The organism is Paenibacillus sp. EB106-04-04-XG159 (assembly GCF_058791835.1).
This window is the reverse complement of sequence record NZ_JBYTDY010000015.1, coordinates 29,997-50,461: the sequence shown is the minus strand read 5'-3', so window position 1 is coordinate 50,461 and position 20,465 is coordinate 29,997. Positions and strand designations below refer to the sequence as shown.

General features: G+C 50.4%; 17 protein-coding genes. 1 reads left to right on the top strand and 16 read right to left on the bottom strand.

What is annotated here, in order from left to right:
• Positions 1–35: 35 nt before the first annotated feature.
• Entirely contained in the window at positions 36–440 is a 405-nt protein-coding gene (locus AC3WTP_RS17550; protein ID WP_492395931.1) for a DivIVA domain-containing protein, read from the top strand.
• 69 nt (positions 441–509) lie between these two features.
• On the opposite strand, the gene AC3WTP_RS17545 is transcribed toward AC3WTP_RS17550, so the two are convergent.
• The 16 genes from AC3WTP_RS17545 to AC3WTP_RS17470 all read right to left on the bottom strand — a co-directional run bounded on the left by AC3WTP_RS17545 (position 510) and on the right by AC3WTP_RS17470 (position 20,385).
• Positions 510–2,234, bottom strand: a complete 1,725-nt coding sequence (locus AC3WTP_RS17545; protein WP_492395930.1) for a proline--tRNA ligase — start codon at positions 2,232–2,234, stop codon at positions 510–512.
• Between the two features lie 1,092 nt (positions 2,235–3,326).
• A complete protein-coding gene (locus AC3WTP_RS17540) occupies positions 3,327–4,259 on the bottom strand; it encodes a manganese-dependent inorganic pyrophosphatase (protein ID WP_492395929.1) in 933 nt (310 codons plus the stop codon).
• A gap of 233 nt (positions 4,260–4,492) precedes the next feature.
• Positions 4,493–5,143, bottom strand: a complete 651-nt coding sequence (locus tag AC3WTP_RS17535; RefSeq protein ID WP_458567564.1) for a GTP pyrophosphokinase — start codon at positions 5,141–5,143, stop codon at positions 4,493–4,495.
• Between the two features lie 93 nt (positions 5,144–5,236).
• A complete protein-coding gene (locus AC3WTP_RS17530) occupies positions 5,237–6,196 on the bottom strand; it encodes a Gfo/Idh/MocA family protein (protein WP_492395928.1) in 960 nt (319 codons plus the stop codon).
• Between the two features lie 28 nt (positions 6,197–6,224).
• Entirely contained in the window at positions 6,225–7,055 is an 831-nt protein-coding gene (locus AC3WTP_RS17525; protein ID WP_492395927.1) for a sugar phosphate isomerase/epimerase family protein, read from the bottom strand.
• Between the two features lie 93 nt (positions 7,056–7,148).
• Positions 7,149–8,528 (bottom strand): extracellular solute-binding protein, encoded by a 1,380-nt coding sequence (locus AC3WTP_RS17520; protein WP_492395926.1) that lies wholly within the window; start codon positions 8,526–8,528, stop codon positions 7,149–7,151.
• A 72-nt stretch (positions 8,529–8,600) separates the two neighbouring features.
• Positions 8,601–9,467 (bottom strand): carbohydrate ABC transporter permease, encoded by an 867-nt coding sequence (locus AC3WTP_RS17515; RefSeq protein WP_492395925.1) that lies wholly within the window; start codon positions 9,465–9,467, stop codon positions 8,601–8,603.
• Positions 9,468–9,523: 56 nt separating this feature from the next.
• Positions 9,524–10,456 carry a carbohydrate ABC transporter permease gene (locus tag AC3WTP_RS17510; protein WP_492395997.1) on the bottom strand — a complete coding sequence of 311 codons (933 nt, stop codon included), beginning with the start codon at positions 10,454–10,456 and terminating at the stop codon, positions 9,524–9,526.
• 540 nt (positions 10,457–10,996) lie between these two features.
• Positions 10,997–12,085, bottom strand: coding sequence for a carbohydrate ABC transporter permease (locus AC3WTP_RS17505; protein WP_492395924.1), 1,089 nt, complete (start codon positions 12,083–12,085; stop codon positions 10,997–10,999).
• The gene (locus tag AC3WTP_RS17500; RefSeq protein WP_492395923.1) at positions 12,086–13,168 is read right to left on the bottom strand and encodes a carbohydrate ABC transporter permease; all 1,083 of its coding nucleotides are present in this window, start codon (positions 13,166–13,168) and stop codon (positions 12,086–12,088) included.
• Positions 13,169–13,268: 100 nt separating this feature from the next.
• Positions 13,269–14,699, bottom strand: coding sequence for an ABC transporter substrate-binding protein (locus tag AC3WTP_RS17495; RefSeq protein WP_492395922.1), 1,431 nt, complete (start codon positions 14,697–14,699; stop codon positions 13,269–13,271).
• A 767-nt stretch (positions 14,700–15,466) separates the two neighbouring features.
• A complete protein-coding gene (locus AC3WTP_RS17490; protein WP_492395921.1) occupies positions 15,467–16,471 on the bottom strand; it encodes a LacI family DNA-binding transcriptional regulator in 1,005 nt (334 codons plus the stop codon).
• 207 nt (positions 16,472–16,678) lie between these two features.
• On the bottom strand, positions 16,679–17,425 hold the full coding sequence (locus AC3WTP_RS17485; protein WP_492395920.1) for an SDR family NAD(P)-dependent oxidoreductase: 747 nt from the start codon (positions 17,423–17,425) through the stop codon (positions 16,679–16,681).
• A 32-nt stretch (positions 17,426–17,457) separates the two neighbouring features.
• Complete coding sequence (locus tag AC3WTP_RS17480; RefSeq protein WP_492395919.1) at positions 17,458–18,435, bottom strand: hypothetical protein; 978 nt, start codon at positions 18,433–18,435, stop codon at positions 17,458–17,460.
• A 13-nt stretch (positions 18,436–18,448) separates the two neighbouring features.
• A complete protein-coding gene (locus AC3WTP_RS17475; protein ID WP_492395918.1) occupies positions 18,449–19,447 on the bottom strand; it encodes a hypothetical protein in 999 nt (332 codons plus the stop codon).
• Positions 19,448–19,500: 53 nt separating this feature from the next.
• Positions 19,501–20,385 carry a helix-turn-helix transcriptional regulator gene (locus AC3WTP_RS17470; RefSeq protein WP_492395996.1) on the bottom strand — a complete coding sequence of 295 codons (885 nt, stop codon included), beginning with the start codon at positions 20,383–20,385 and terminating at the stop codon, positions 19,501–19,503.
• Positions 20,386–20,465: the final 80 nt, after the last annotated feature.

Below are 20,465 nucleotides of genomic sequence, written 5' to 3'. Positions count from 1 at the left end.
TGTATAAAGTATATGAGGAAAAGAAGGTGCCGCAAATGAGCCAATACAATAACTTATCCGATCTGGGAATCCGGTTGTCCGCAATAGATATTCATCAGAAAGAGTTTAAGACAGCATTCCGCGGCTACGACCCCGATCAGATCAATGAATACCTGGATGATATCATCAAAGACTATCAAACCTTTGAGGACATCATTCAGAAGTATGAGCTTGAGATCCAGCAGTTGAAGAAAAAGGCTGTTGAACAGCGATCAGTGGAAAGAGCGCCGATATCGCCATTTGACCTGCCGTTGGAGCGTTCCGCGATGGTTGAGAAGCCGATAGAACGTATACCGGAACTTCCGTTCGATCGTCCAAGCGAGCGTCCAGCGAATCGTATGGAGCTTATCGACCGCATTCGCGAGCTGGAGAAATTCTGCTTCGGCAAAGCGCGTGATTAATGAAATGACATGGGCAATCTCCTCACTGGCGCGGCATGTGCTGCTCCATGAAAAGATTGCCCCTTTTATTTAGCAGGCTCCAATTGTGTTCATTACCCGCGCGACAGCAGCTTGAACATCGATAGACTCTGCCTGTGCCTCACCGCGCTCTTTATATTCCACGATCTGTTCCCCTGCGCGTTTGCCTATCGTGATTCGAAGCGGAATACCGATGAGATCGGCGTCTTTGAACTTCACGCCTGGCCGTTCATCACGGTCATCCAGCAGTACCTCGACGCGCGCTGCCTCCAATTGCTGTACAAGCGCTTCCCCAAGCTCACATTGAACCTGATCCTTCGTCGAGACGATGATCACATGCACCTGATATGGCGCGACTGCCATCGGCCACATGATGCCATGATCATCATGATGCTGCTCCGCGATCGCTGACAGTACGCGCGAGATGCCTACACCGTAGCAGCCCATAACCATGTCCTGTTCCGCGCCTGTCTGATCCAGATAGACCGCCCCTAGCTTGCTGCTGTATTTCGTGCCGAGCTTGAATACCTGTCCTACCTCAATCCCGCGATAGAACTTAAGCGCCTCCCCGCAGCGCGGACAACAGTCACCTTCCACCGCATTGCGGTAGTCGCCGATCTGTGCTATCTTGGCATCCCGTCGCAGCTGTACGTTGCGCAGGTGATAATGCTGTTCGTTCGCTCCTACGATGACTGCATCGTGCTCGAGCGCGCTGTGATCAGCCCAGATCGGAATGGAGAGCCCTACAGGACCCGCATATCCAACTGGCGCGCCTGTAATCCGCTCCGTAGCGGCGGCGTCCGCCATGTCCAGCGTTTCTGCGCCGAGCGCGTGCTTCAGCTTAATCTCGTTGATCTCATAATCGCCGCGCACCAATACGGCAATGTACTTATCATCCGCTTTATAAATCAGCGTCTTCACAAAGTCGCTGGCAGGGTGCCCTGTGAAGTTCACCAGCTCCTGAATGGTGCCTACATTTGGTGTGTGGAAGCGTTCATATGCCAGTGTGTTTTGGCTCGACTCGGTAGTTCCATGAGTATTCGCTTGTACCGCTTCGCCTATGTTGGCTTTTTCCAGATTGGCTGCATAATCGCAAGCGGAGCAGGTCACGATCGTATCCTCGCCGATATCCGCCAGCGCCATGAATTCGTGTGTGCCGCCGTCTCCGCCAATGGTGCCTGCATCTGCCTCTACTGGCTTAACGTTAATGCCGCACCGTGCAAAGATGCGCTGATAAGCGTCATACATCCGCCAGTACGTCTCATTCAGGCCCTCTATGTCCATGTCGAAGGAATAAGCATCCTTCATCAGGAATTCTCGCCCGCGCAGCAGGCCGAAGCGCGGACGGCGTTCGTCGCGGAACTTCGTCTGAATCTGATACAGCGTCAATGGAAGCTGACGATAGGACTTCACTTCGTTCCCGACAAGAGAGGTGACGACCTCCTCATGAGTCGGTCCGAGCGTGAACTCACGCTGATGCCGATCCTGCAGCCGCATAAGCTCCGGTCCGTATGCGCCATAGCGTCCCGACTCCTGCCACAGCTCTACTGGCTGCATGACAGGCATGAGCACTTCTTGGGCACCCGCCAGATCCATCTCTTCTCTGACGATTGCCGACACTTTCTGCAACACGCGCCAGCCTAGCGGCAGGTACGTGTATATCCCCGAAGCCACTTGGCGTATATATCCCGCGCGCAGCAGCAGCTTATGGCTGATTGCATCCGCCTCCGCAGGCGCTTCGCGCAGCGTTGGAATGAGCAGCTTGCTCTGTTTCATGGAATCCCCTCCAGATCTGATTGGCGTCTCAACGCGTCTAAACAACAAAAAGACGCATTCGTAAGGGACGAATGCGTCGTGGTACCACCCTAATTCGAGCATCTTCAAGCAGATGCTCCTCTAATCGATAACGGGCTGAACCCGGCAACAGATCGGGCGGCAAGACCGCTCAACCGCTGCAGCTCACAAGGCAGGGCCGTTCTTACGGTACGGAGAGCCTTGCAGCCTAGGGCTCCCTCTCTGGATCGACCGATGCAGAACATGACCTTGATCATCGCTGTTTATTGTTTTGCACTTGAATACGCCATTAATTTTCAACCAATGTAACGCATTCCGCCAGCAGAGTCAAGAACCAACGAACATTTCATCCAACTTCATGGTGAATGACTCCGCCTGTGTAAGACGGATTTTCCCCGGTATCTCTTACCTGCACCCGCCCTCCATGTGCTGTAACGGGGTAAATCCGCGTTATCTCACTGGCGGCATCTCCCCAGAGCCTACTGCGCCTGCGTAAGACGGTTTTTCCCCGGTATCTCTCTCCGACACCCACCCTCCACGTGCTGTAACGGGGTAAATCCGCGTTATCTCACTGGCGGCATCCTCCCCAGAGCCTACTGCGCCTGCGTAAGACGGATTTTCCCCGGTATCTCTTACCTGCAACCACCCTCCAGGTGCTGTAACGGGGTAAATCCGTGTTATCTCATAGGCAGCATCTTCCCAGAGCCTACTTCGCGCGCGTAAGACGGTTTTTCCCCGGTATCTCTCATCAGCTCCCGCCTTCCGGGTGCTGTAACGGGGTAAATCCGTGTTATCTCATAGGCAGCATCTTCCCCAGAGCCTACTTCGCGCGCGTAAGACGGTTTTTCCTAGGTATCTCTCTCCTGCACCCACCCTCCGGGTGCTGTAACGGAGTAAATGGACCCAGAATAAAAAGTGGACACCACAGCACAAAAAACTGGCCCGCAAATTGTCGCCAATTCACGAGCCAGTCTCCAAGTCACTGCTATTATCTTCAACATATCGTTCGCGCAAAGAGACAACCTGTCCGATGGACCAGCACCGTCGGCGAGCTCTCGAGCGTGAACGCATGAATTACTGCTTAGTAAAGTAATCCGTCAGCACAGGTACGATCTGCGATTTGCGCGATACAACACCTTTAAGCAGGGCTTTGTTATCTGCCAGAGTTACGTTGTAAGCCGCTTCAACCGCGTTCGCAGCCTTGCCGAGCGACAATGCAACAGAGTCATTGTTCAGGATGTCCGTAACGACGAGCATGAACAGGTCCAGACCTTTAGCCGCGATAATGCTGGAAAGTGCCGCTTCCAGCTCCGCTTGACGGGACAGCACATCGTTCGTATCAACAGCATTCACCTGAGCAATTTCCACTTTAGCATTGCCCATTGTGAATTCTTTTGCGTCGAGCGAGATCAATTGCTCGATCGTCTTGTCGCTCAGATCAGCGCCAGCTTTCAACATTTCCAAGCCGTAGCTGTCTGCATCCACGCCTGCGATCTCAGCAAGCTCGCGAGCAGCTGCAACATCCTCTGCTGTGCAAGTCGGCGACTTGAAGAGCAGGGAGTCGGAGATGATCGCGGACAGCATGAGTCCAGCAATATTTTGAGGAATAGCAATGCCATTCTCCTTGTACATCTTCTTCAAGATAGTAGCTGTGCAGCCCACTGGCTCCGCACGGTAGTAAAGCGGTGCGCTTGTCTCGAAGTTAGCGATACGATGATGGTCGATAACCTCCAGCACGCGAACTTGATCAATGTCGCTAGCGCTTTGCTGACGCTCATTGTGGTCAACCAGGATAACGCCGCTCACTTCGTTTGCAACAGTCTCCACGAGACGAGGCGCTTCTGCCTTAAATGTATTCAACGCATATTGCGTTTCTCCATTAACGCTGCCGAGGCGAACCGGCTCAACATTATAGCCAAGCTGGCTCTTCAAATCTGCATATGCGATAGCAGAACAAATGGTATCTGTGTCGGGATTCTTATGCCCAAAGATCAGTACTTTTTCCATGTCCGAACTCCTTTTCAAATCAGTATTGGCGAGAAAAGTATACGCCAGATCGTGAATCATAATCAAGATTATACCTCAAAAGGAGGTCCATTCCCATCCCTTTAATAGGATTATTCCACCTGGCCGCATACGCATATGCATACGAAAAGGGGCGCCATAGCGCCCCCTTTAACGATACTGCACGAACCTCACCGAGATCAGCACATATTTGGATATAAACAAGTTAAGTCGTATTATTTCAATAGTTGTCTGCGGAGCTTAGACATTTGTTTATCTAATTCATATGCAGACTGCGATAATTCGAGCAGCTCGGCCTTCGCTTCTTCAGGCACCTCTCCGCCCTCATACTTGTAATTCAGCTTATGCTCAGTCGATGCCCAGAAATCCATAGAAGACGTGCGAATCTGAATCTCGGCAGGCACCCACAGCACTTCCTTGGACAGAATAATCTGCGTCTGAACGACCATGTGCAAGCTCTTGTAGCCGCTCGGCTTCGGGTTCTGTATATAATCTTTCACACGAAGGACACGGATATCCTCACGTTGTTCAATATGTTCCTTAAGCAGATAGACGTCGTCAATAAATGTAGTTACGATACGAAGACCGGCTATGTCGAATATTTTCTCCTTCACTTCTTCTTGCGTGAATGAGATTCCTTTCTTCTCAATCTTCTTGAACAAGGACATCGCCTTCTTCATTCTTCCTTTCATGTGTTCAATAGGCGAATATCCTCTCTGAGCTTTCCACTCGAGATCGATGATCTGAAAGTCACTCTGCAATTCGTTCAAAGCCATCTTATATTGTAAATAAAAACCGCCCCAATGATTCTGCAGCATTTCATATAGTTCGATTCGCTTTGCTAGGTCTTCTAGCTGATTGTACATGAATTCGTCCCCCATGTTATAAGCAATAGCGTTAGTATCCGCTACAATAGATTACAGCTATGGAGTTCGATTATCAATAAGTTACATTTATTACTATATGGTAATCGACTGACCGGACTTGGCGGAATCGTTAGCAGCCAAAGTCACTTCCAACGTTCTCATCGCTTCTTCATACGGAGCGAGGATCAGACTTCGATCCCCCGTCTCGACCGCGCGAATAAAGGCATCATCCTGCTGCTGATAGAAATTGCCGCTCCCGCTCAGTGTCGTCGTGCGGTTCGGCTCCTTAATCGTTAATGACATCCCTTCGAGTGTCAAGCGGAAGTCTCGGCCGATAATCTCTAACGATGAACGGCCGTCCGGCTGCGGGAGGAAGCCCGTATCGATATGACCGAGCGCCCCGGATTGAAACACAAGGTTAACCGACGCCGCATCAGGCGTTGTGATGCCAGGTACATCACCGTTCATTAACAGAGCCATGTCAGCAGACACCTTGCGTACACCGCCCGCTAGATAGAGCATGAGATCTACATTGTGCGTCGTCTGCTCTACTAGCTGCCCGCCTGACTTCTCATGGTCGATCCACCAAGGCACTGAAGGCATACCGCCAAACCGATAAGCCCGCACCATCGCGATCTCCTTGTCCTCGAGATATTGCTTCGCGCGCTGTACCGCTTCCATGTACCGCAAGCAATATCCCGTGCTGACCATAATACCGGCTTCCTTCAGTACTGCCGCTTTGCGCCGCACGGTGTCCATGTTTAATCCAAGCGGCTTCTCCACGAGGAGATGAATGCCGCGGCGAGCAGCCTGCTCCTCCATATCGCCATGCGCAAATGGAGGCACGCACACGAACAGCGCGTCCAGCCTCTCACGGTTCATCATCTCGTTCACGTCGGTGTACGCAGCCGCCCCGTATTGGTGTGCGGCAGCCTCCGCTTGCTGCGCCGCGATATCGCATACCGCGACAAACTCCGCCTGTTCATTCGCTGCAATATGTATAAAGTGCTCGGCGGCTATACCGCCTGCACCAACTACTCCTACTCGTACCATCTGAACGCCTCCTCTACTCCATCAATCGTTAATAGGGATCACTGCCGATAATGACATCAAGATGACGGGCTGTGTCATAGACGAGCTGGTCCGGGAAGCTTGCGTACGCATCCAGCTCGGCTGTCAAGCTATCGCTATAACCGATGTCTTTCAAGGCGCGGCGCACTTCAATCCAGTTCACATCACCCGCAAGCAGCGGCACAAACCCATGATAATTGCCCACTCCCGTACGGAAGTCCTTCACGTGAACCTTAAGTATTCGAGAGCCCAGCGTGCGAATCCACTGCTCCGGCAATCCAAATAGCAGCGTATTGCCGACATCGAAGTAGGCTCCGACACTTGGAGACTTGAATTCATCGATGTAGCGAGCCATTTCCAGCGGGCTCCACATAAACTTGTTCCAGACGTTCTCGATTGCCATATGTACGCCTGTTGCTTCCAATTCCTCGATCAGCGGCTCCAGCTCGGCACGCGAACGCTCCCACACCTGCTCATATGTCATATCAGCGCCTACCCGACCTGGAACGACCAGGATGGTATCCACCTCAAGCTGGGATGCCAACTCAATCTGCTTCCGTATGGAGCTAACCGCCTTTGCCCTTACTTCGGCATCAGGAGAACTGAGGGGATAGCGGCCCAGCATCTCTGTAGACAAGCTGCTAATCGATAAACCATAGCTTCGCACCAGCTTGCTTATGGCTTTCGCTTCAGCAGGTGTCGTGTCCATCGTCAAGCCGACGCCTCCAGGCGCGTATAGATTCAGCTCTACTGTCTCAAATCCCGCATCCGCGCTCACACGCAAAACCTTCCCCATCGAAGTGCCTGCAGGAAAGCACCATTGATTGATTCCCTTCCTCATCCTTCTCCCCCTCATCAGCAGTGAATTAGATATCGATAACCTCTGTTATGCAAGATGAAGGGCAAAGTCTCTGAAGACTTCGCCCGCACCGACTTACTTCAGGTTAGCCGACCATTTCTCAGCGCGCGCTTGCAGCTCATCCAGGAACTGCTTGATATCAGGCGCATTGCCAGATGCTGCTTTACTGATGAATCCGTTAACCGCAGGCGCAATATCGCTCATAAAGAATGGATTAGCCTCATCCATCAGCTCCGAGTGGCCGACATTCGCAATGTCCAGAGCCTTCTTCACAAACTTGTCGTTGGTGTCAACGAAATCAGCATTCTTTAAAGTAGGCGTTTGTGCAAAGTTGTCATACATATACTTCTGGGTCATCGGGCTGGTCAGGAACTTAATCACTTCCCACGCTGCCTTCGCATCCTTCGCATTTTTCGCCATTATAAATGGATCCACAGCAACCCAGCCTTCACCCTTCGGCCCCAAATTCAGCGCCGGCACAAATCGATCCAACAGCTCCTGATCCTTATTCGAACGATATTCACTCATCGTAGCACCGCCTGACGAGTCAAGAGCAATCGCGATCGCATTCTTTTGCAGGCCAAAGTTCTCCGCACCTTGAGCATTTACGAAGGCTGCAGGCGGCAGCTTGGCGGCTTCCTTCAACCATTCCATAACCTTAACCATCTCTGGCGTATTCAGATGCCACTTGATGCTCTTTGCATCCGTCAAGGTTCCTTCAGCACCTTTTGCGCCATATGCCAATGTAAGCGCGACGAACGTTGAAGCGTTCAATGAATTGCCGCTCCACCACAGACCGTAGTTGTCTTCGCCTGTCTTCGGATTCTTGCCCGTCATCTTCTTGGCAGCTTCCAGGATCTCCTCAGGTGTTGGTTTCTCTGATAGCCCCGCTACACCCCAGTCCTCGAATAACTTCTTATCGTAAATCGTCATCCGGCGCCCGAGCGCGACCGGTATACCAAACTGCTTGGTGCCGTCCGGCGACTTCGTGCTGTAGGAGTTGTTCATGATTCCTTCTAGATATATACTCTTATCAAATGACTTATCATCAGCCATCAAATCATCCAGATCGCGCAGCAGCCCTTCTTGGTACCATTGGGAAGCGAATGCACCTCCTGTGTAGAGGACATCCACGTCACCCGACATCAGCATGGTGGACTGCTTCGCCTTCACGTTCTCCCAAGGAATCTGGTACACTTCAAGCTTTATATTCGGGTACATAATCTTGAACGTCTTCTCCAGGTATTCGTTAAGACCAATCGTCGTGTTGCCTGTTTGGGCATTGAGTCCGTTATCCAACTGCCAACCGGCCAATGCAACTCGAACTGTTCCTTCCATGTCGGACACTTTCTTGATGTCGGCCCCGCCCGTAACGTCTGATCCAGATCCGTCCGAGCATGCAGCCAAGGTGAATACGAGCACGAAGCTTAAGATCAGCAGAATTGCCTTCTTCATGTGAGTTCTCCCCCTTAAAATAGTTAATGAATCGCTTGAGTCGCAAATAACGGAACGTGCCTTTCCTGCTGCCTACTGCTTAATACCAGAAAGCGCGATGCTCTCGATGATATAGCGTTGCAAGAACAGATAGACGACTAATACCGGTATAAGACTCGTCGCTGTTGCTGCCATGATGATGGCAGGCTGCTGGTTAATGCCGTTGTTGTAAGTGAACATCGCTAATCCAATCTGGATGGTGTATTTGGCGGAGGACTTCAGTATAAGCAGCGGCCATAGCATGTCGTTCCATACTCCAAGAAACAGGAGAATGATCATGGTCGCGATAATCGGCGTACATAGCGGCAGGTAAACCCGGCTGAACACGGTAATCTCCTTAGCTCCATCCAATAGTGCCGCCTCGCGCAAGCTGGTAGGCAGCTGATCGAAGAAAGCTTTAGCTAGAAACGTTCCAAATGCATAGTTAAGCGCTGGAAGATAGAAGGACAAGTAGTTGTCTACAAGTCCAAGCTTGCTGAACAGGACGTACTGCGGAATCATCGTCATTTCAAATGGAATCATCATGGTGCTTAACGCGAGCAGCAGCACGAGGTTGGAGCCTTTGAAGCGAAGCTTGGAGAGCGCATATCCAGAGAGCAAGGCAGACAGAGCGCTGATGATGATCACCCCTGCGCTCACGATCGTGGAATTGCCGATATAGCGCATCATCTTAATATTCGTGAATGCTGCCTGATAGGGTCTAAGAGAAGGCTCCTCCGGCCAGAGCCTAGGCGGAAACGTTATGTTTAATCGTGCACCCCAGTCGAAGCTCGTGATCAGCATCCACAGAAAAGGCACGATCATAATAAAGGAACCCAAGAATAGGACAATCGTAAGGATCCACTGGTTGAGCGACATTCGTTTGCGGGCAGGTGCTTGGAGAATAGCGGCATGTTCCATAGTTTCCCTCCTAACGTTGCATATTGTGGCAATTATGCTCCGATCAAGCCCGTACCTTAGTCAAGACTGTCTTTGCGTCGATTGAGGAGCATAAGCGCTGCCGTCAGGACCAAGATAATAATGAACAGCAGATAGGATACTGCAGTCGCCAGGCCCATCTGGCTCGCAAGAAATGCGTTGCGATAAATATACAGCACCACTGTCATCAGACTTCCGCCTGGATTGCCAGCCGTCCCACCGATAAGCCATACATCCGTGAACCGCTTCATACCTCCGATCGTGCCCATTATAAGCATGAAGACGAATATTGGCCGCAAGTATGGGATTGTGATATAGAGCCATTTGCGATAAGTGCCTGCACCGTCCACTTCCGCCGCCTCATACAAATCACGCGGCACACTCTGCAAGCCAGCTAGAAATATGATCGTGTTGTACCCAAGCGCCCCCCACAAGCTCATCAGCACGATGCTGAACCTGGACAAGTCCGGGTTCGTGAACCAACCGATCGGTTCCAGCCCGATCAAGGTGACGAAGAAGTTAAGCAGCCCTTCCTTAGAAGGATAGAATAAGAACGAGAACAGAAGAGTAGTCGCAACTGCGGAGACGACATTAGGCAAAAAGTACACGGCTTTAAAGAAATTTTTCCCGAAATTCCATTTCAAGTTGTTGATAAGGCTGGCTAGGATAAACGATAGACCGATTCCAAATAAAACAGATAATACGCCCATCATAAATGTGTTGCCCAGCGCCTGCCAGAACATAGGGTCCTCCAGCGCATAGATGTAGTTATCCAACCCAACCCACTTGCCAGATACGCTAAGTCCCGTAGTCTGTTGAAAGCTCATGTACAGCGCCGCGAACATGGGATAGATTGCGAATGCAAGCACACCGATGATTAGCGGTGCGCTAAAGAGATATCCCATCCAATCATTGTGTGTGAACCTGCGTTTCCTCTTCGGTGAAGCGGTTACAATTGAATTCGCTTTCATTTTCAGGGATGATGGCAAGCTAATCCTCCTCCTTCCATACTAATGCTTCACAGCGAAATAGAACCGACTCACATAAACACGAAGATGAATGCCTTCTTGTACATCTCTATTGTGCGTCGGAGCGGAATATGTCCAAATGTTCAAAGGATGGGTGCGCAGCACAAAAAACCGCTGGAGAATCTAACTCCAGCGGCTTTCTTGGGGGCGAGGTCAGCCCAAATAGGGATTGGTAGTCTGTCGCGTGATGCATCACGATAGCCTGCCGTTCCGGACTCGAGCTGCAAAAGCCGTTTATTCGGCGAATTGTTGTACAGAGTGCAACATATTCTATTTCTGCTGATCAAAAACAATGAAATGTTGTATTTTGTACATAAAAATAATCATATTGGCCATAACTTTATGGTTTTCTTGAGATATTGTTGTATTCTGTACAACAATCTTATGGAATCGGCTGTTTTGGAGTTCTTATTGTTGTAGAATGTACAACATTTTCTACCTTCCACGGGTACTGTGCATTCACATATTGCGGCCGCTCATAGATTATCCTTTCACGGAACCGCCAAGAAGTCCGCGGACAAAATATTTCTGCAGCGCAAAGAATACAGTCAACGGCATCAGCATCGAAATGAACGCAGCCGCGGTCAGCAGATGCCAGTCATTCCCGCGCGACCCGACCAAGCTGGCGATCTGCATCGACAAGACCTGCACCTCCGGCTGGCTGCCTAAGAAGATCAGTGAGATCAGATAGTCATTCCATACCCATAGAAATTGAAAGATACTGATAGAAGCGATCGCGGGTATAGACAATGGCAGAATCAGTCTGCTGAAGATCGTAAAGTTAGAAGCGCCGTCCATAAATGCGGATTCGAATATATCCCTAGGCAGCTGGCTGATCGCGTTATACATAAAATAGGTGATCAGCGGCAAGCCGAACGCCGTGTGTGCTAACCAGATGCCAAAGTACGTGCCGTTCAATCCAAGCGTTGTATAATCGCGCATGATGGGGATCAGCGCCACCTGCAGCGGCACGACCAGCAGCGCAACGGTGGCGACGAAGAACACCTTGCGCCCGGGAAAGCGAAGCCATGCGAAGGCATACGCCGCGAACGATGCGATGAATATCGGGATGATGGTAGACGGAACCGTTACGGCCAGCGTGTTCCAGATGGAACGTGTCATGCCACTGCCCTTCTCCGTCTTCGTCGTGCCGTCCGGCTGCGCGATCTCATAGGTTTTGCCGCCGAGCACCGTTTGGTAATTCTGCAGTGTAAATTCCGTCATCATCGTCCATTCTTTATCCTGAACATTCACGAGGCGCGCGCGGCGGTTCTCCCATATGAGACGCTGGTCGTTTTGCTCGACGCCTGCGCGAAGCTGGTCGTCGGTATAAGCAGTCCCGCGAACCTCAATTGGCTGCCGAAGATCGGTTTCCTTCGGCAGGGTAAGCTGCTCGGTCGTTTCCCAACCTCTGTGCGGCAGTATGTTCCACCAGCCAGATTGCAGAATATCCACAGCAGGCCGGAACGATGAAACTAACAACCCGATCGTAGGGACAAGCCAGATGACGCATATGAAGCCAAGGACTGTGTTCACGAGCCATTTGGATTTACGGAGTCCCTTTCTTCGCATCTAGATCCCTCCCTGCTTGCGGAACTGTCGCAAGTTAATGAAGATAACCGGAATAACGGCAATCAGCAGCACGATGGCAAGCGTTGAGCCGTAACCCGTGTTCTGGTACATAAACAATTGCCTGTAGAATTGTGTGGCTACCACTTCCGTATCGTACTGGCCTCCCGTCATCACCATGACGACGTCGAATATCTTCAATGTAAATACGATAATAGTCGTCGTAACCGCCAACAGGGTACCGGATATGTATGGAATCATGATGCGGAAGAAGATTCCGACCTCGCTCGCGCCATCCATGCGCGCCGCCTCTAATAGGTCATCTGGAATTCCCTTGATCGCCGCAGAGAAGATGACCATCCCGAACCCGGTCTGCATCCAGATTAATATCACGATCAGAAACAGGTTGTTCCACGGCTGCAGCATGCTAATCCAGGCTTGGGGCTCACCGCCGAACGCGACGACGATGGCATTCAGCAGGCCGATCTGCTCCTGCTCCGGCTGGTAATAATAGACGAACTTCCATATGACCCCTGCCGCCACAAAGGATATCGCCATCGGCATAAAGATGATGGCCTTGGCAAGCCGCTCGAAGCTGCTGCGATCCGCCAATATGGCAATCAGCAAGCCTAAGCTGACACAAGCCAATGTCCCGACAAACACCCATAGCAGGTTGTTACGAAGCGCGGTGATGAGCAGCCGCTCGGTAAAGACAGCGACATAGTTCGCCAACCCGACGAATTGCGTGGAGTCGGCGTTCAGGAAGCTCAAGTAGAGCGTGCGCAAGGTAGGCATGACCAGCAGCCAGCCCAGCAGAATGACAGCTGGTCCGATAAACACATAAGGCAGTATTCTGCGCTTCCATACATCGGAATACTGCTCAACTACCCAGTTGAATGAATAATAGATGGAATAGATGCCAAACGCTCCCCAGAGGACTGCAAGCAACGCGTTAACGATAGGATGAAGACTCGATTCACGGAAAAATACGAATATGAGCCCGTGCAGCCCGATATTGAGGATCGGAACCAACACAGATAGCAACACCAAGCGAAGCGTATTTCCCTTATGCGTCCGAACATGCACGGCTATCCCTCCCTATAGGTCAATAAGCAAAGACCAGCTTCAATACGAAAGGAGGGACTATCTGTGACAGGGATAGTCCCTCAATCGTTACGGAGTGCTGCTATTTCTTCCAGCCGGCTTGAATCTCTTCCATCGCTTGATCCAGATTAGCTGTACCGCTGACGTAGTCGGTCATGCCTTTCCAGAACGTGCCTGCTCCAACTGCACCAGGCATCAGATCCGAGCCATCAAAGCGAATGGTCTTAGCTGACTTCAAGAACTCAGCCATGCGGCGCTCCTGATCATTGGTATACCATGACATATCCGCATCATTCATCGGCGCGATAACACCGGTGGATTGAACCCAAGTCCTGATCGATTCGCCCGTCGTGAAGAATTCCATAACGGCACGCACTTCATCACGGTCATTATGCATGGCGTAGATATCACCCGCGATCAATGCCGGCAAACCGTACTGCGGATCGATCGGAGGCAGCGGAAACCAGTCATACGTATCAGGTGTCGCTTCTTTCGGGAAGCCCGATGTGATGAAGCTTGCTTGACGGTGCAGCCATGCCTTCGGCGGATTCGTGAACAACTGCTGCGGCGCATCCTGGAACGACGTTGTCGCAACCGACTTGCGCCCTCCGTATACATAGCTCTCATTGAACCAGATATCCGACATCTTCTTAGCGGCATTCTTAACAATTTCATCTGTAAATGGAAGCTCTCCCGCTACCCATTTGTCGTAATTCTCAGGCGTCGTTGTGCGGAGCATAATGTCTTCAATCCAGTCTGTAGCCGGCCAGCCTGTTGCCGCGCCGCTCTCGATACCGATCGTCCAAGCCGGGTCTCCATCCTTCGCAATCTGCTCTGACAGAGCCAGTAATTCATCCCACGTCTGTGGGATCTGGTAGCCGGCTTCCGTGAAAGCCTTCTTGTTGTACCAGACTAAGCTCTTGACGCTGCTGCGTGACCAAATGCCGGCCTGTATCTTCGAGCCGTCTTTATTTGCCATCGAGGCCATATCCAGCCAGCTCTGATTGTACTGCTTCTTCAAATAGTCTTCGGATAAGAACGACTTCACATCAACAACCTTGCCAGCCTTCACGAAGTCCGCCAGCAGACCTGGCTGCGGGAAGTCCGCAATGTCCGGTGCGTTGCCGCCGTTTACGCGAACGGATATCGCAGCTTCGAACTCCTTGGAGCCCTCATAGGCGATATCGATACCCGATTTCTCTTCGAACTCCTTGATGCTATTGTTAAACTTCGCTTCGTCTTCGTCTACAAACGGACCGAACATCGTTACTTTCTTGCCTTTAAACTCTCCGTTTAGGGCACGCTGCAAGTAGCTGCTCTCTTCCGGCTTCTTCTCATCCTCTTTCTTCGGTTCTGTCTTCGTATCAGCGGGAGGAGCAGGCTTATTCTCAGCTGGCTTCTCTGCAGGCGGAGCTGTCTCCGTTGTACCTCCACCGCAAGCGCTTAGCGCCATCGTAAAGACGACAATACAAATCAGCGTTAATAGCGTACGTTTTCGGTTTGAAAACATCATAGACCTCAACCCTTTCAAGTTTGTGTAATCACTTAAATCATTGGATACGTTAATTTCCCCTGCATGATCGGGAGCGGACACACAAGCCGTTATTTGCTGCTAAAGCCTCTCATTCGCTATGTTCGCGGACCGTAGAGCCGTTATTTAAACAAAATCAGCAGATTATTGCTAGTTTTGAAGCAAATAGCGTCATCTGAGTCCGCTAAACTCAAAATAAGCTTCTAATTCTTAAAATAGCGGCTGCTGTGTCCATTTCAGCGAATTATTCTGCCTATCCACCACCAGACGGTGCTGAATACTCAACAATAGCTAGTAACTGAGCCAAATCATTAAGCTCTTGTACACGATGCAGGGGCTCATGATGACACGCATCCCCCCTCTCTAAGGGTTTCTCGATTATTCTGCTGACTCCATGCTGTTGGTCTCGTTTCTGAACCTATGCGGGCATAACAGTGGCTGAGGAATTAATAGGTGTTGATGATGTTGTAGACGCTGGTGCGGTGGGTTGTTCCAGCAGTTGTGGTGATTGTAGTTTCTGTGGCTTCTCAGATTGTTGAGGTTGTTCTTCTAGTTGTTTCAGTGGTTTCAGTGGTTGTGGTGGTTGCAGCTGTCACTTCTGTAGTGTGGAGTTGTGATGGTCATCACTGTTGCTATAGCTATGGAGATCGAAAATAAGTGTCGTAGAGTAATAAAGTGGTACATGTATGCTGCTTGTTTAGAGCTTGCGTGACTGATGTGAAAAGCTTTTCAAACATGCGCTGGATCTGCTACTTCGCTCGAGATGAATCTCTTATAATCAGCTCATGAGGAAGCTTCTCTCGGAGTGTCGCAACTTGACCTGCCGATACTAATTCATGAAGCTTCTGTACAGCTCTGAACCCGATGTCGTATATCGGCTGAGCAATCGTGGATAGTTTCGGGATAAACATATTCGCCATACGAATATCATCGAAGCCAATAACCGAGATCTGATCAGGCACCTTGATCCCATGATCATGCAAATACGAAATAACGCCCATCGCAAATTCGTCAGACACAGCAAATATGGCAGTCAGTTCAGGATATCTGCTAATTAATCTGCCCGTCGCTTCATACGCTTTTTCATATCGGAGCTCCGCAAATTCTACACAGTTCGTATAGACTTCAAGCCCATGTTCCTGAAGAGCGCGCATAAATCCTTCATATCTCGGCACTCCTGATACCGTCTCCGTTAACGGAAAACCGACCATACCGATCTGTCTGTGACCGCCAGCAATCAGATGCTGCACCGCTTCATATCCCGCCAGCTCCTCATTAATATCAACCGATGGAATGTCGTATTCAGCCGAGTTGGTCGAAGCCAGCACGAACGGCAGGTTATACCTCTTCATATGCTCGTAATATTCAGGATATAAGGGCTCACTCGTATAAATGACACCATCTACCTGCTTCTCAATAAAATATTGAATATAAGAGTGAAGCTGATCCCGGTCTCGATCCGTGTTACAAAAGATTAAGCTGTGATTGAGTTCAACAGCCGCATCCTGCATACCGCGAATGAGGCCGGAATAATAGGGATTCTCAAGATCTGGGATCATCACCCCAAACGTATTGGACTTCTTAAAGATTAATCCGCGAGCAAAAGCGTTAGGCTGATATTGAAGCGCTTGAACAGCCTCCAGTACGCGTACTCTCTTCTCTTCCACAACGGTTTCCGGTGCATTCATCACACGAGAAACGGTACTAATGGAAACGTTGGCGTATTTGGCCACATCTCGGATGGTTGATTTCATTAGCAGGCAGCCTTCTTTCCGTCGATATGAATAAGTGCACCGAATAGGAGTATAAGAGCTTTCAGGTGATTGAAGCACGTCTTGAAAACCTTTTCTGAAACCCCTTACACTGTATATTATCGATACTAACCCTGATTTTCAAGGAAAATATTTCATGTTACCCGATACACTTATAAAGGACTACTCGAATATGTCAACGACAAGCGACTACTCTACATAGATCATTTTCCGCGTCATACCGCCGTCTACCACAAGATTAATACCCGTGACGAAATCATTATCCGCATTCGTCAGATACATACAGGCACGCGCGATATCCTCTGGCTTACCTACCCGCTGTGACTGATGCTGTGTATGATCGATTTCGCGAAGGTCGGCATAGTTGCCCGTCTCGATCCAGCCTGGACTTATCGCATTCACGGTAATGCCGTCCTCTCCCAAGGAAGCGGCCAGCGCGTGAGTCAGCGACAGGATGCCTCCCTTAGATGCCGCATAGGCTTCCGAGTTCGGTTCCGACATCAGCGCGCGAGTCGATGCGATGTTCACAATCGCTCCTCCGCCATGGCGCTTCATGATCCCTGCCGCCAAACGGGAACACAGAAACGTGCCGCGCAGATTCGTGCCCAGCACATAATCCCAATCCTCTACCGTGAGCTCATAGGGCGATTTCGTTATGCCAAGCCCGGCATTATTAATCAGCACGCCCAGACGATCATCTCGCTCATCGAGTGTGCGGAACAACTGCTCAATCTCCGCCGACTTGCTCAGATCAACAACATAGCTTTCCACGAAGCCCCCGCTGCTCCGAATCAGTTCGGAAGTCTCCTGCAATCCCGCCTGATCTCTATCGATAGTAATAACCTCCGCCCCGTGTTGGGCATATGTAACCGCGAGCGTTCTTCCAATGCCGTTCCCCGCTCCGGTAATGAGCACCTTCTTCTCTTTCCAGGCCATTATTCATCATCTCCTTCTATGTAACTGCAAGATCATCTCAACCCGATATCGTGATAGCGGTTGTTCACCTTTTCGCGCATCCACGATTTCAACCATTGGATAGCCAATTCCTCCGCTTCCCGGGCCTCGACCAATAGAGCAATCAATTCAACTCTAAGCGCAGAGTCTATTCGATGACCAGCAGGAAGCTGCTCCAGCAGCGCTGCAATAGAGTCAACGCAACGGGCTGCATCAGCATAATGCGGAACGACAGTACTCATCTGCGGCCAGATCCGCTGCAAGGCTGACATGTACAACTTAATATCCCGCTTGGCTTCAGCATAGTAACGGATCACTTCAACGATACCGGTTCTGTCGTACTCATCCGTCTCTAAAGCCTGCAGGATCGCATCATAAGCGGCTCTTCCACATGCATACTCTGCGGCAGGGAGCATCAAGTCATGGGTTTCCCATTTATATATGGCCTGAATCAAGGATTCTCGAAAGATCTCGATCTCATCCATCTCGATGCGATCGTCGAACACTTGATAGTACCAGTATGGCGACAGATTGCATCCGAATGAATCATACGGCATACTGCACAGCCCCGCCTCGACCCCATCAGAATAATACAACCTCTGCTCCGCATCGTCATAACCAACGGCAATCGCGAAGCCGTCCTTCCATATCACAGCGCCCGTTCCGCTGTCGATTGCCCGCTTTATATCAACAACGGCCTCTTTCTGATACAGAGGAAATGTAGTCTGAAAGGAGAATCCCGCCTGCTGCGAAGAGATAATTCCGGTAAAGTCCGCTGCAAGGAAATTCTCGGCCATCCAATTGTAAGCGTGGATGGAGTCTGCTGATAACGTACGATTCACAGTAAAGCGGAAGCCTGTAACCGTCATTCCCGCCAGCATGGATTTGGTGCAGCTGATCCAGCCCTTGCGGTACAAGATGGCATGCATGGCATCTATGTAAGAGTTAGATCCTTTCTTCATATGCAAGTCCGATAGAATCACGGCACTCATTAAACTCCTCCTCTCACCTCGGCGAATGTGAGCCCCATCTAGGCACGATACTCCGTTTCAAGTCTGGATAAGACCTGGATATCTCCTTAAAATGGTCGACCGCCTGCTCCTCCAGCGCCTCTGCTGCTGTTAGCATCTCCACCAAGGCAGGAATCGAAGCTCGATTGACTTGGCGTTTGCCCCGTGACGTCGCTATACATTCGCTCATATCAACTACTCTCTCAACCAACTGTTCGTATCGCGCGCAAGCATCATCTAATCCTGGAAGCACATGGCGTACATCGCGCAGAAAACACATAATCTCAGATCTCGATACCTGATAAGACTCCAAAATGTAAACAGCGCCGTCCTCATCGTAATCGCCCTTGTCCAGAGCTCGCTTCAGAAAGGAATAGGCCAATCGTCCAGACGCGATGTCCGTGTTCGGCAAAGTCTTATACGGCACTTCCCAATCCTGAATAGCCAGGCGCAGCGCTTCCAGCGTCATCTCCTCCAGCGAAACCGTCACTTTGTCGCCGAACAGCTGAACATACCAGAAAGGGGTCCTATTCAAGCCGAAATTATCATATAGAATGACCTGGCTGTCCTTTGAAATGCCATTTTGCACAAAGAGAACTCGATCCTCATCATCATACCCGCATATGACCCCGAATTCAGGAATCCAGTACAACACGCCGATACCTCGATCCAAGCTTGCAGTAACAGTCCTAACCGCATCTTGCTGATAAACGCGAAACGTAGGATGACGTGAACGTCCCCCGTCCCATAGCGTATAGATTCCTAGATTGTCGATAGCAGGCTGATGCTCCACTCCCCACTGTCCGTATGCGGTAACAGACATCGGCAGAAGCCGTTCATGCACCGTAAATTTGAACGCCATTCCGCTAAGTCCTGAGAGCATATACTTCGGACCGCTGAATAAATTCGCGGCTGTTAAGATGGCGTACAAGCTATCGGTAAACGACTTCGATTCTCGTGTCATCACGATGTTATCCAGATAAACGCCAGCCATGCTTGTTCCCCCCTGCCATTGACGTGTGCGCCATACTTGGTCTACGATGCCATTTATCCTCCAAGTCGAGACATCAGCTGCTGGCATCTATTCTTCAGCCGCTGCTTTAGCCACTGAGGAGATTGAAGCTGCGCCCACTCCGCTGTCATCAAGTGCTGCAGAAAAGCTTCTTCGTCGTAGAATTCCACCTCATACTCGAACGGCTGCAGTTCTCGCGCCGCATAACCATTCCATGTCGTTCCATGTAGCTGCTTCGATAGCAGCACTCTTGCGACAAACGGTTTGCGAATCGGTCTGCGCTCCTGCTGTAGTGCTTCATTGGCCGAATGGTCGAATTGATCCTCCGTCACGGTTACATGCTGTATGCGATCAAGCCGCAAGCTTCGCTGCTTACGCTCGCGTTCACAGTAGGCAACCAGATAGTCGGCATTGTAGTTGGACTCTAGCTTCAGCGGAAGCAGTCGCAGCGAGCTCTCCTGTTCGAATTCATTGTATATGAGATGAATCGCCAGCTTCTCTTGAACAGCATAGGTTAACAGCTGTATGTTCTGAATGAGCCGTGAGTCCATCTCGAACCACGGAAGACGAAGCGAGGACTCCCCCTCTAGTTCACCGGTAAAGCGATCTAATAGATGAGAAACTCGATTCACAACCGCGGCATTATCATCATGGTACTGTCGATAGCGAAATGCTAGAAACTTCAGCACCTGCCTCTCTTCTTCTGTCATATAAAGATGCGGCAGGATAAAGGTCTTATCGGTGTAACAGTATCCTCGCTTCTTCGCGACATATTGGAGAGGAGCATGCAAGGACATTTCCAAGTACTCGATATCACGCTGAGCCTGGCGCTTCGAGATCTCGAAGCGTTCCGCAAGATGATTGCTATTCGGATATTTGCCGATTCGGATCTGCTGATCAAACCATTGAATGCGATGCATATTGCTCAAACCTCATGGCTCCTCTCTACACTTTGTGTTTGTACGATATACTATTTATTACAACATTTAACTTTAAATAA